At 59.5% G+C, this 12,710-nt stretch carries 8 protein-coding genes and 1 pseudogene; 6 read left to right on the top strand and 3 right to left on the bottom strand.

The features are described from left to right. Positions 1 to 19 precede the first annotated feature (19 nt). Positions 20 to 532, top strand: a complete 513-nt coding sequence (locus J1G18_RS22505) for an MgtC/SapB family protein (protein WP_223008507.1) — start codon at positions 20 to 22, stop codon at positions 530 to 532. 40 nt (positions 533 to 572) lie between these two features. Here the strand turns inward: J1G18_RS22505 and J1G18_RS22500 are convergent, their stop codons facing one another. Next, entirely contained in the window at positions 573 to 731 is a 159-nt protein-coding gene (locus J1G18_RS22500) for a hypothetical protein (protein WP_003224520.1), read from the bottom strand. Between the two features lie 217 nt (positions 732 to 948). On the opposite strand from J1G18_RS22500, the gene J1G18_RS22495 reads away from it, so the two are divergent. The 3 genes from J1G18_RS22495 to glgB all read left to right on the top strand — a co-directional run bounded on the left by J1G18_RS22495 (position 949) and on the right by glgB (position 8,713). Continuing rightward, positions 949 to 2,946, top strand: coding sequence for an alpha-1,4-glucan--maltose-1-phosphate maltosyltransferase (locus J1G18_RS22495; protein WP_223008505.1), 1,998 nt, complete (start codon positions 949 to 951; stop codon positions 2,944 to 2,946). Between the two features lie 191 nt (positions 2,947 to 3,137). After that, a complete protein-coding gene (gene treS, locus J1G18_RS22490) occupies positions 3,138 to 6,479 on the top strand; it encodes a maltose alpha-D-glucosyltransferase (RefSeq protein WP_223008503.1) in 3,342 nt (1,113 codons plus the stop codon). Positions 6,480 to 6,481: 2 nt separating this feature from the next. Further along, positions 6,482 to 8,713, top strand: a complete 2,232-nt coding sequence (glgB, locus tag J1G18_RS22485; protein ID WP_095135576.1) for a 1,4-alpha-glucan branching protein GlgB — start codon at positions 6,482 to 6,484, stop codon at positions 8,711 to 8,713. 150 nt (positions 8,714 to 8,863) lie between these two features. Here the strand turns inward: glgB and J1G18_RS22480 are convergent, their stop codons facing one another. After that, the gene (locus tag J1G18_RS22480) at positions 8,864 to 9,646 is read right to left on the bottom strand and encodes an endonuclease/exonuclease/phosphatase family protein (protein ID WP_098963919.1); all 783 of its coding nucleotides are present in this window, start codon (positions 9,644 to 9,646) and stop codon (positions 8,864 to 8,866) included. A 617-nt stretch (positions 9,647 to 10,263) separates the two neighbouring features. On the opposite strand from J1G18_RS22480, the gene J1G18_RS22475 reads away from it, so the two are divergent. Together J1G18_RS22475 and J1G18_RS22470 are read left to right on the top strand one after the other, a co-directional pair. Then, the gene (locus J1G18_RS22475; protein WP_223008501.1) at positions 10,264 to 10,638 is read left to right on the top strand and encodes a DUF6124 family protein; all 375 of its coding nucleotides are present in this window, start codon (positions 10,264 to 10,266) and stop codon (positions 10,636 to 10,638) included. A gap of 140 nt (positions 10,639 to 10,778) precedes the next feature. Next, positions 10,779 to 11,138 carry a DUF6124 family protein gene (locus J1G18_RS22470; RefSeq protein WP_223008499.1) on the top strand — a complete coding sequence of 120 codons (360 nt, stop codon included), beginning with the start codon at positions 10,779 to 10,781 and terminating at the stop codon, positions 11,136 to 11,138. Positions 11,139 to 11,608: 470 nt separating this feature from the next. Here J1G18_RS22470 and J1G18_RS22465 read toward each other — a convergent pair. After that, positions 11,609 to 12,710: pseudogene (locus tag J1G18_RS22465) on the bottom strand (hypothetical protein); the annotation flags it as partial.

Here is a 12,710-nt window from a genome sequence, read left to right as displayed (position 1 = left end):
AATAAGAAAGGACGGAGCGATGAACGCCTGGTGGCATGAAGTGTGGGTGACGCTGCAAGCGGAGTTCGCTGATGTCGGCGATACCTCGCAACTGACGCGCATCACCGTGCGCCTGTTGATGGCGGCGGTGCTGGGCGGAATTCTCGGTTTCGAACGTGAGCATAAGGGCAAGGCTGCCGGAGTACGCACGCACATGTTGGTGGCGTTGGGGGCGGCGCTGTTTGTGCTGGTGCCGCAGACCTCGGGGGCTGAATCCGATGCGATGAGCCGGGTTTTGCAGGGAGTGATCGCCGGGATCGGCTTTCTCGGTGCCGGGACGATTCTGAAGAATCAGGAAGGTGACGAAGGGCACGTGAAAGGGCTGACCACGGCAGCCGGATTGTGGATGACGGCGGCGATCGGCGTGGCAGCCGGGTTGGGCAGGGAAGCGACGGCGCTGCTCAGCACTTTGCTGGCGTTGGGGATTTTCAGCGTGATGCCACGGGTGGTCAGGATGTTTGAGAAGGACGGCGAGAAAAACCAGCATCTGTAACCGATCGTTCCCATGATGGTGGGAACGATCGGCTGGGTGCTTAGACGATCACCGGTGGCATCGTCGTCGGCGGCTCTTCCTTCGGCGGTGGCGTGGTGCCTGGGGGTTCCTGCTCGGGGATCGGTTGTGGCTCGGTCTCGGGCAGGGTGGGTTTGTCGATGTTCGGATCTGGCGTTTCGGCCGGAATCGGGATGTTCATCTGTAGACCTCCGTGTGGCACATGGCGTGAGAAGTGCTTAAGTGGATTGACCACCGTGTGATGAATTCGATCCGCTTTTCTGTCCAGACAAATCCCTGTGAACTTTTCCCCGCGCCGGTCGCTCGGAACCTAAGTGAGTTCAAGTCGGGGCGGGTGCCTCATTGTGAACACTGTTCCGGCACAAGAGCGTCCTTGGGGCGTTAAGGAGAGATGCTCGATGTCTGCTGAAAAACCTTCAGAGCAGAGCTACAACCCGCACATGCCGCTGTCGCAGGCGTTGCTGCTGCCGCGCATCGTGATCGAAAACACCATGCCGACCCTCGATGGCGGGCAGTTTGCCGTGAAGTCGATCGTCGAGCGTGACGTGATCGTCACCAGCAAGGTCTTTGCCGACGGCCACGACAAGCTGGCCGTGCGCATCCGCTGGCGTGCCGAGGGCGAAGAGTCCTGGCACAGCGAGGTGATGAACGAGCTGGGCAATAACAGTTGGCAGGGGCAGTTTCGTCCCGACCGCCAGGGGCGCTACCTGTACTGCATCGAAGCGTGGATCGACCATTTCGCCAGTTTCCAGTACGAACTGGAGAAAAAGCATAACGCCGCCGTCCCGGTGTCACTCGAACTGCAGGAAGGCCGCAGCATGGTGCAGCAGGCTGCCGAACGCAGCGAAGGTCAGCTCAGCGAGGAACTCGCTGCCTTGCATCACGAATTGTCCGGCCTGCTCGAAACCGAGCAGGTGGCGCTGTTTCTGCACTCGCGCAGTGCGCAATTGATGGCGCAGGCCGATCACCGCGCCTATCTGAGCCTGAGCGCTGAATTCCCGGTGGATGTCGAACGGGAACTGGCCGAGTTCGCCAGTTGGTACGAGCTGTTTCCACGCTCGATCACCGACGATCCCAAGCGTCACGGCACTTTCAACGACGTGCACTCGCGGCTGCCGATGATTCAGGACATGGGTTTTGACGTGCTGTACTTCACGCCGATCCACCCGATCGGCCGCGCCCACCGCAAGGGCCGCAACAATTCCCTGACCGCAGGTCCCGATGATCCGGGCAGTCCGTACGCGATCGGCAGTGAGGAGGGTGGCCATGAGGCGATTCACTCGCAGCTCGGTACTCGCGAAGACTTCCGCCGGCTGGTGGCCGCTGCCGCTGAGCATGGCCTGGAAATCGCCCTCGATTTCGCCATCCAGTGTTCGCAGGATCACCCGTGGCTCAAGCAGCATCCAGGCTGGTTCAACTGGCGCCCGGACGGCACGATCAAATACGCGGAAAACCCGCCGAAGAAGTACCAGGACATCGTCAACGTCGACTTCTATGCGCCGGATGCCATCCCCAGCCTGTGGGTCGAGCTGCGCGATATCGTCGTCGGCTGGGTCAACGAAGGTGTGAAGATCTTTCGCGTCGACAATCCGCACACCAAGCCGCTGCCGTTCTGGCAATGGCTGATTGCCGATGTGCGGGCACTGCACCCGGAAGTGATCTTCCTCGCCGAGGCGTTCACCACACCGGCGATGATGGCGCGTCTGGGCAAGGTCGGTTACAGCCAGAGCTACACCTACTTCACCTGGCGCAATACCAAGTCGGAACTGGCGAGCTACTTCACCGAACTCAACGAGTCGCCGTGGCGCGAATGCTACCGGCCGAACTTCTTCGTCAACACGCCGGACATCAACCCGGCGTTCCTGCATGAGTCGGGGCGGCCGGGGTTTCTGATCCGCGCGGCGCTGGCGACCATGGGCTCGGGCCTGTGGGGCATGTATTCCGGTTATGAGTTGTGCGAAGCGGCGCCGGTGCCGGGCAAGGAGGAATACCTCGATTCGGAGAAGTACGAGATCCGCGTCCGCGATTTCAATGCGCCGGGCAACATCATTGCCGAAATCGCCCAGCTCAATCGCATCCGCCGGCAGAACCCGGCGCTGCACACGCACCTGGGGCTGAAGGTCTACAACGCCTGGAACGACAACATTCTGTACTTCGGCAAGCGCAGCTTTGACGGCAGCAATTTCATTCTGGTGGCGGTGAGCCTCGATCCGCACAACGTGCAGGAAGCCAATTTCGAACTGCCGCTGTGGGAGATGGGCCTGCCTGACGACGCAACCACCCACGGTGAGGACTTGATGAACGGGCATCGCTGGGACTGGCATGGCAAGTATCAGTTCATGCGCATTGACCCGGCGTACCAGCCCTTCGGGATTTGGCGGATTACTGCCGCGTAAGACCTTGCTCAAAAACTTGTGGTGAGGGGATTTATCCCCGACTGGCTGCGCAGCAGCCACAAAGAACAACCGGGTAAAACTGAATAAAAGCAGGGCCGCTTCGCAGCCCGTCGGGGGATGAATCCCCTCACCACAGAGCCCCTCATCACAGGGCATCCGTGTGGTCTGACAGAATTGAACAGGAGTTTCACATGGCGAAGAAACCCAAGGCAGCCACCTTTATCAAAGACCCGCTCTGGTACAAGGATGCGGTGATCTATCAAGTTCACGTCAAATCGTTTTTCGACTCCAACAACGACGGGATCGGCGACTTTCCCGGCCTGATCGCCAAACTCGATTACATCGCCGAACTCGGCGTCAACACCATCTGGCTGCTGCCGTTCTACCCGTCGCCACGTCGCGATGACGGCTATGACATCGCCGAATACCGCGGCGTACACAGCGACTACGGGACCATGGCCGACGCCAAGCGCTTTATCGCCGAGGCGCACAAGCGTGGTTTGCGGGTGATCACCGAGTTGGTCATCAACCACACCTCGGATCAGCACCCGTGGTTCCAGCGGGCGCGCAAGGCCAAGCCCGGTTCGGCGGCGCGGGACTTCTATGTGTGGTCGGATGACGATCAGAAGTACGACGGCACGCGGATCATCTTTCTCGACACCGAAAAGTCCAACTGGACCTGGGACCCGGTCGCCGGCCAGTACTTCTGGCACCGTTTCTATTCGCACCAGCCCGACCTCAACTTCGACAATCCGCAAGTGATGAAAGCCGTGCTGTCGGTGATGCGCTACTGGCTGGACATGGGCATCGACGGCCTGCGCCTCGACGCCATTCCGTATCTGATCGAGCGCGACGGCACCAATAACGAAAACCTGCCCGAGACCCACGATGTCCTCAAGCAGATCCGTGCCGAGATCGATGCCAATTACCCGGACCGCATGCTGCTGGCCGAGGCCAACCAATGGCCGGAAGACACCCAGCTGTACTTCGGCGACACCGATGCCGAGGGCGTCAACGGTGACGAATGCCACATGGCCTTTCACTTCCCGCTGATGCCGCGCATGTACATGGCGCTGGCCCAGGAAGATCGCTTCCCGATCACCGACATTCTGCGGCAAACCCCGGAAATTCCTGCCAACTGCCAGTGGGCAATCTTCCTGCGCAACCACGATGAGTTGACGCTGGAGATGGTCACCGACAAGGAGCGCGATTACCTGTGGAACTACTACGCCGCTGACCGTCGCGCGCGGATCAACCTTGGCATTCGTCGGCGTCTGGCGCCGTTGATGGAGCGTGACCGCCGCCGTGTCGAGCTGCTCAACAGCCTGCTGCTGTCGATGCCCGGCACGCCGACCCTGTATTACGGCGACGAAATCGGCATGGGCGACAACATCTACCTCGGCGACCGCGACGGCGTGCGCACGCCAATGCAATGGTCGATCGACCGCAACGGCGGTTTCTCCCGCGCCGATCCGGCGAGTCTGGTGCTGCCGCCGATCATGGACCCGCAATACGGTTACCTCTCGGTCAACGTCGAAACCCAGGCCGGCGATCCGCATTCGCTGCTGAACTGGACGCGGCGCATGCTCGCCGTGCGCAAGCAGTCCAAGGCGTTCGGTCGCGGCACGCTGAAGATGCTCTCGCCGAGCAACCGGCGGATTCTGGCGTACACCCGGGAATTCACCGACGCCGACGGCAAGCACGAAATCATTCTTTGCGTGGCCAACGTCTCGCGCAGCGCGCAGGCGGCGGAACTCGATCTGTCGGCCTACGTCGGCATGGTCCCGGTGGAGATGCTCGGCGGTAACGCGTTCCCGCCGATCGGCCAACTGAATTTCCTCCTGACCCTGGCGCCGTATGGTTTCTACTGGTTCGCCCTGGCTGCAGAAAACCAGATGCCGAGCTGGCACGTGGAACCGGCGCAGAGCCTGCCGGACTTCACCACGCTGGTGCTGAAAAAACGCATGGAAGAGCTGCTCGAGGCGCCGACGCGTACCACCCTGGAGCAGAGCATTCTGCCGAGCTGGCTGCAAAACCGCCGCTGGTTCGCCGGCAAGGACGCAGCCATCGAACAGGTCAATCTGGCCTATGGCGTGCGCTTCGGCGACGCGCAACATCCGGTGTTGCTCAGCGAGATCGAAGTCACCAGCGCCGGGCAGACCAGTCGCTATCAACTGCCGTTCGGCTTCATCGCTGAAGATCAGGTCGGGCCGGCATTGCCGCAGCAACTGGCATTGTCGCGTGTTCGTCGCGGGCGTCAGGTCGGTCTGATCACTGACGCGTTCAGCCTCGAAACGTTTGTCCACGCGGTGCTGCAAGGCATGCAGAGCAACACCGTGCTCAACTCCGAACAGGGCGAGATTCGTTTTGCGCCGACCGCGCAGCTGGAAAAACTCGGCCTCGGTGCCGAATCCGAGGTGCGTTATCTGTCGGCCGAGCAATCGAACAGTTCGGTGGTGATCGGCAACAGTCTGGTGCTGAAGCTGATCCGCAAGGTCGCCTCGGGTGTTCACCCGGAACTGGAAATGAGCGCGTACCTGACCGAGGCCGGTTTCGCCAACATCTCGCCGCTGCTCGGCTCGGTGATCCGCCGCGATGGCGCGGGCGAAGACAACCTGCTGTTGATCGCCCAAGGCTATCTGAGCAATCAGGGCGATGCCTGGGAATGGACGCAGAACAACCTCGAACGGGCGTTGCGTGATGAGCTGGCGGACGCGATGTCCGAGCAGGAACAGCATTACAACGCCCTCGGCGAACTGAAGGACTTTGCCGGCATGCTCGGCCAGCGTCTGGGCGAAATGCACCAGGTGCTGGCGGCGCCGAGCGACAACCCCGACTTCGCCCCGCAAACCACCAGCGCCAAGGACGCCCAAGCCACTGGCAAGGACGTCGCGGCGCAGGTCGAGCATGCGTTGAAGCTGCTCAAGCAGCATCAGAGTCATCTGAGCGCGGCGGATCAGAAAATGGTCGCGCGGCTGCTCGACAACAAAAAAGTCATCCTCGGCCATGTGCAGGAACTCGCGCAGAAAGCCGTTGGCGGTTTGCGGATTCGCGTCCACGGCGACTTGCATTTGGGTCAGGTGCTGGTGATCAAGGGCGATGCCTATCTGATCGATTTCGAGGGTGAACCGGCGCGGCCGCTGCACGAACGGCGCGGCAAACACAGTCCGTACAAGGACGTCAGCGGCGTGCTGCGCTCCTTCGATTACGCGGCGGCGATGACCATCAACGTGCACAACGTCGATCACAGTACAGAGTCGGAAGCGGCCCGGCATCGGGTTGCCGAGCGCTACCTGCGTGAGGCGCGCGAGGCATTTGTTCAGGCATATCGCCAAGCGGCAGCTAGTCTTGATCATGCCTGGCAGGATCCTGCGGGTGCCGACGCTGCGCTTGCGCTGTTCGGCCTGGAGAAGGCGGCCTATGAAGTGGCCTATGAAGCCGAAAATCGCCCCACGTGGCTGCCCGTGCCGTTGCACGGTTTGTATGGGTTATTGACGGGGCTTAAACCCTTTTCCGATCTTGGTGGAGAGTAGTCATGAGTTTCTCGAACAAGGAACAGGGTCACGCTAAAGAAGCGTTATTGCCGGCGGCGCGGGACATCGACGCCCTGGTGCGCGCTGAACACCACGACCCGTTTTCCATTCTCGGCCCGCACGGTGATGGTGCCGGTGGGCAGTTCATCCGCGCTTATCTGCCGGGTGCATTGAAAGTCGAAGTGCTGGACAAGGACAGCGGTGAAGAACGCGGCGAACTGCAAGCCACCGAAACACCGGGATTGTTTGTCGGTCACTTCGATCAGGCGCGGCCGTATCTGCTGCGCACGCGTTGGGCCGGCGGCGAACAGGTCGCGGAAGATCCCTACAGCTTCGGCCAGTTGCTCGGCGAAATGGATTTGTATCTGTTCGCTGAAGGCAATCACCGCGACCTCAGCAGTTGCCTTGGCGCGCAACTGACCACGGTCGATGGCGTCGACGGTGTGCGTTTTGCCGTGTGGGCGCCGAATGCCCGGCGGGTGTCGGTGGTCGGTGATTTCAACGTGTGGGACGGTCGCCGCCATCCGATGCGCCTGCGCCATCCATCCGGGGTCTGGGAGTTGTTCATTCCGCGCCTGCAAGCAGGGGAGTTGTACAAGTACGAAATCCTCGGCGCCCACGGCATCCTGCCGCTGAAGGCCGACCCGATGGCCCTGGCCACCAGTCTGCCGCCGGACACCGCTTCGAAAGTCGCCGCACCGCTGCAGATCAACTGGCAGGATCAGGACTGGATGAACGGCCGCCGCGAGCGGCAGAAGCATTCAGCGCCGCTGTCGATCTACGAATTGCATGCCGGCTCGTGGCAGTGCGAACTCGACGATCTGGGCGAAGTCGCCCGCCAGTACACCTGGCCGGAACTGGCCGAGCGCTTGATTCCTTACGTCAAGGAACTGGGTTTCACCCACATCGAACTGATGCCGATCATGGAGCACCCGTTTGGTGGTTCGTGGGGTTATCAGTTGCTCTCGCAATTCGCCCCGAGCGCCCGATACGGCACGCCGGAGCAGTTCGGTGAGTTCGTCGATGCCTGCCACCGTGCCGACATCGGCGTGATCCTTGACTGGGTGCCAGCGCATTTCCCCACTGATACTCACGGTCTGGCGCAGTTCGATGGCACGGCGTTGTACGAATACGGCAACCCGCTGGAAGGCTTTCATCAGGACTGGGACACGCTGATTTACAACCTTGGGCGCACTGAAGTTCACGGCTACATGCTGGCGTCGGCGTTGCACTGGTTGAAGCATTTCCACATCGATGGCCTGCGCGTCGATGCGGTGGCCTCGATGCTGTATCGCGACTATTCGCGCAAGGCCGGCGAATGGGTGCCGAACCGTCACGGCGGGCGCGAGAATCTGGAGGCAATCGATTTCCTCCGCCACTTGAATGACGTGGTCGAGCTGGAGGCCCCGGGGGCGCTGGTGATCGCCGAGGAGTCCACCGCATGGCCGGGCGTCAGTCAGAGCACCCAGCAGGGCGGTCTTGGTTTCGCCTACAAATGGAACATGGGCTGGATGCACGACTCGCTGCACTACATCCAGCAGGATCCGGTGTATCGCGCGCACCATCACAACGAATTGAGTTTCGGCCTGGTTTACGCCTGGTCCGAGCGCTTCATCCTGCCGATCTCCCACGACGAAGTGGTGCACGGCAAACATTCGCTGATCGACAAGATGCCTGGCGACCGCTGGCAGAAATTCGCCAACCTGCGCGCTTATCTGAGTTTCATGTGGACCCATCCGGGCAAGAAGCTGTTGTTCATGGGTTGCGAATTCGGCCAGTGGCGCGAGTGGAATCACGATCAGCAACTGGACTGGTACCTGCTGCAATACTCGGAACACAAAGGCGTGCAGAAACTGGTCGGCGACCTCAACCGCTTGTACCGCGAGGAACCGGCGCTGCACGATCAGGATGATGCGCCGCAGGGTTTCCAGTGGTTGATCGGCGATGATGCGATCAACAGCGTGTACGCGTGGCTGCGCTGGAGCAAGGACGGCAAACCGGTGCTGGTGGTGGCCAACTTCACTCCGGTGCCGCGTCAGTCGTACCGGGTTGGCGTGCCGTTCGCCGGGCGCTGGAACGAGCTGCTCAACAGCGATGCCGACACCTACGCCGGGTCCAATTATGGCAATGGCGGCGGGGCGTTTACCGAAGAGGTGCCGAGCCATGGCCAGTCGCTGTCGCTGGAGCTGAATCTGCCGCCGCTGGCGGTGTTGATTCTCAAGCCGGAGGGTTGATCCAGACACCGCTAACCCTGTGGAAGTGAGCTTGCTCGCGAAGAGGTCGGAACATTCAACATCATCTGTGTTGCCTGATCCGCCGTCATCGCGGGCAAGCCTGCTCCCACAGGCGTTTTCGGTGATCCGGGGATCGCTGCCGCAGCAGGATTACAGGTGCACTTCCACCGCCAGCGGCAAATGATCCGACAAGTGTGTCCACGGCTTGTTGCCGAGGATCTGCGGGTCGTGGCTGCTGGCATTGCGCAGGTAGATGCGGTCCAGGCGCAGCAGTGGAAAACGCGCAGGATAGGTCTTGGCTGGGCGGCCGTGGTGGCGTTCGAAGGCTTCGTGCAGGTAATCGCGACGGGCGAGGGCGGCATTGCCCTGCAGCTGCCAGTCATTGAAGTCGCCGGCAATGATCACCGGCGCATCGTCGGGCAATGATTCGAGCAACTGGCAAAGCAGCTGCAACTGCAATTGGCGGTGGCTTTCCAGCAGACTCAGGTGCACGCAGATCGCGTGCACTTCGGCGTGGCCCGGTACGTCCAGCACGCAGTGCAGCAGGCCTCTGCGCTCGGGGCCGGTGATCGACACGTCGAGGTTGCGGTATTCGCGGATCGGGTATTTCGACAGCAGGGCATTGCCATGGTGGCCATCGGGGTACACCGCGTTGCGCCCGTAGGCAAAGTCGCTCCACATGCTGTCGGCGAGAAATTCGTATTGCGAGGTTTGCGGCCACTCGTGGTAGCGATTGGAATGTCGCTCGTGTTCGCCCACCACCTCCTGCAGAAACACCAGATCAGCCGAGGTGCTGCGCACCGCTTCGCGCAGTTCCGGCAGGATGAAGCGCCGGTTGAGGGCGGTAAAACCCTTGTGAGTGTTGACCGTCAACACGCGCAGGCGATGGATGACGGGTGCGTCTACGGCGTGACGCTTGGGATCGCTGGACACGTTCACTCCTCTGAAAAAACGGCTTCCTGTTCATGCGACTGGTCTGTGAGCGGGCAGTTCCTTCCAGATGCCCCAGGCCGTAATACAAATCACCAGAGCCGCCAGAAAACCTGTGGGAGCGAGCCTGCTCGCGAAAGCGGCCTCCCGATCGACCAATCTCTGACTGAATGCACTCAGTCAAACTGTGGGAGCGGGCTTGCTCGCGAAAGCGGCCTATCAGACAAAATCAAAACAACAGAGCAAACCCCGCAAATAAACATAACTCCGCATCCGCGTTTAAAGTACACGAACCGTTACGCCATAACGGCTACAACGCCTTGCGCCGTTACCTACGCGTACGCCAGAATCCGCCGGCTTACACGACCATGCTCTGCGCTATATCGTTTCCCTGCCACTGCCCATCGGTGGTCGGGTTTAGTAGCTCGTATGGTTTTAGTAAGTGCATGAGTCCCATTGAGCCAGGCGTATCTATTGCCTGCACTTCGATGGTGGTTGTGCGCAGGGCGCTCTCGAGCGCGCCGGTCTTGCTAATTCCTCCGGTCTACTAACCTGTGCACAGCCGCCACCCTTCTTTTAGTAGAGAACGGTCGCGGCCCTCAATCAGGAATTAGATATTTATGTTCAAAGCCACACCCAACCCCCCAGACGTCGACCCGATCCCATACGACCCGGCCCTCGACCCGCAGAAGATAAAAGCGGCAACCGACCGCGCCATCAACTTCTACCTCAACCCCGGCGCACTGAAGATTTCGATCCCTTCAACCCCCTCAAGCAAATCCAACAGAATCTTCCTCATCAACCCCACCGTGGACGAAGAAACCTTGCTCGTCGAAGCCTGCGAATCATTAGCCGCCGCCAGCGACATGGCCCGCGACATCGGCGACACCGTCGACAACCCACAGCGCCGGGCGATGCTGATGCTGCATCAGGTGATCATGCTCAGTGAACTGATGGTCAACCGGGTACTGGACGGCCGCCGCGTGCCGAACTAACTGCTCGGTCCCCTGTAGGAGCTGCCGAAGGCTGCGATCTTTTGATGTTGCTTTTAAAAAACAAGATCAAAAGATCGCAGCCTTCGGCAGCTCCTACAGGTCATCATTCTTCCAAAGTGCCTCGATCGGAGTTCCAGCTGATGTCCGAAACCAAGCCCAATCCGCCAATCACAGACCCGCTATCACCCTACGAATCCCTCAACTCCAGAAAACTCCACGAAGCCGCCGAACGCGCCCTCGACCATTACCTCGCGCCCGCGAACATCATGGCAACGCCCTACATCCCCAGCAGCATGTTCATGGTCAACCCGCAGACCGACACCGAATCCCTGCTGGCCAACGCCTGCGAATCCCTGGCCTCGGCCACGGTCATGCTCGGCGATTTCGCCGGCACGCTGGAGGGGCCGAGTCGTAATACGGTGTTGGGCATTGCGCAGGTGGTGATGCTGGGGGAGTTGGCGGTGAATCAGGTGCTGGATAATGTTGTGCCCAAGGAATAGGTGCTGACAGTTCTGGCCTCTTCGCGAGCAAGCCCGCTCCCACAGTGGATCTGCGTTAGTCACAGGTTATGTGTCCGGCAAAGATCCATTGCATGAGTGAGCCTGCTCGCGATTGGCATTAAATGAATCCGCACTCTTATCCGCCTCAATCCAGATTTTTTCGCAGCCCAAGAATTCGCCTACAGATATTTTGTGCAGTGGAGGTAAGTATTGGGATAAAGCTGTGCTCGGGACAATTGATTGGGATAACACTTTCGTGGGAAAGCGTTACCCTGCCAATAACCTCCTGTGTTTACTTCAGTTCATTGAAAACACACCAGCTTTAGGAGCAACTGCTAAGCCCCTTCCCACCAAGGAGAGGCGCTTAGCGTGGATTACCGTTTTTCGTGTCAGTGATGCAAAAGTGATTTCCTCTGATCTAAAGCATCGGGGGCATCTGTTCTTCACCAAATTGTAGGCAACAGAAGCCTTTAACTTCTGTAAGCAATTTCATATATAAGAAACATCTCCATAGCGCCTATCCCCTCCAAAATCGTCATCACAAATTTGATAGCGTTGAACGCTTGGCCGTTTTGTGGAGCGACGTCCCTCTCAAACCGTTCAAGACTGACGCCTTCGAAGAAGAGTATTGAGGAGACCACATCATTACTCTGTAGAAACTCAATCTGGATGCGGTGACGCCTAAGACTCTGAAACTCTCCCTTGATTGTCGCACTCTTGGCGTTCCCTTGTTTCAGTGCTACGGCATACCCAAATGCGGCTGGAGCAATTTGGCTGCTGATCTGCATCCAAAGAGTTCGGCTTTCTGTCACTTGGACCCAACGAAAATCCCGCCCTATGTCTGTAAATACCGTTAGTTTGGTGTGCGTCCCTTCGAGGGTTTCCCCTGGGTTTGTGACCCATTTTTCTCTTGGATATGAATCAAAGTTTTCGACGAAGTCAACGAGATCGGCCACGTTTACTATCCACTCTCCCGACTCCGTCCCGCTGCCATACAACGCCTTGGCTTTGAACACATGCTTCGTACGCGTCAGTCCGGTCAGTTCAACCGTCCATATTCCATCTGCATTGGCCTCGACCCTTCTTCCTGTGGAGCTGTTACCGTCGAAAATTTCCACCTCAAGATGCTTGGTCGCCGTCCCCCTCAGACGAACAGTGGTGTCACCGGTGCTTCCATCATTGCTGATTGGCTGCCCTTTGGAATCTTCCGCACCGGTGATGGCCGGCCGGACCCCATTCAACACGGTCAGGCGCCAAGTATTCGACGGCGGGTTATTTGCGTATTGACCAATAACCTTGAAGGTATGCAACACGTTCAGTGATAACCCGCTCACGGTACGGGTCCAGATGGAGTTGCTCTCTGCCTTGGCCTTGCCTTTGGAGACCGCACCGAGGAAAACCTCCACCTCCTGGCCGACCGGCACGGAGCCAGTGAATGTGACGCTGGTGTGCACGGTGTAACCGTTTTCGCGGATGTTCCAGTTGCTCTCGTCTTTTACTGATGTGATGGCCGGTGTGTCGGCAGCCACCACGACCACGATCCGCGGAAGCGATACCTCCTCATTACCATAC

Origin of the sequence: Pseudomonas sp. MIS38, from assembly GCF_019891575.1 — a bacterium.
Classification (GTDB): domain Bacteria; phylum Pseudomonadota; class Gammaproteobacteria; order Pseudomonadales; family Pseudomonadaceae; genus Aquipseudomonas; species Aquipseudomonas putida_A.
Note: the sequence above shows the minus strand (reverse complement) of the source record. Positions and strands in the feature narration are given on the sequence as shown.

Coding starts and splice junctions, on each gene's coding strand:
- J1G18_RS22505 (WP_223008507.1), top strand. CDS start 20: ATGAACGCCTGGTGGCATGAAGTGTGGGTGACGCTGCAAGCGGAGTTC.
- J1G18_RS22500 (WP_003224520.1), bottom strand. CDS start 731: ATGAACATCCCGATTCCGGCCGAAACGCCAGATCCGAACATCGACAAA.
- J1G18_RS22495 (WP_223008505.1), top strand. CDS start 949: ATGTCTGCTGAAAAACCTTCAGAGCAGAGCTACAACCCGCACATGCCG.
- treS (WP_223008503.1), top strand. CDS start 3,138: ATGGCGAAGAAACCCAAGGCAGCCACCTTTATCAAAGACCCGCTCTGG.
- glgB (WP_095135576.1), top strand. CDS start 6,482: ATGAGTTTCTCGAACAAGGAACAGGGTCACGCTAAAGAAGCGTTATTG.
- J1G18_RS22475 (WP_223008501.1), top strand. CDS start 10,264: ATGTTCAAAGCCACACCCAACCCCCCAGACGTCGACCCGATCCCATAC.
- J1G18_RS22470 (WP_223008499.1), top strand. CDS start 10,779: ATGTCCGAAACCAAGCCCAATCCGCCAATCACAGACCCGCTATCACCC.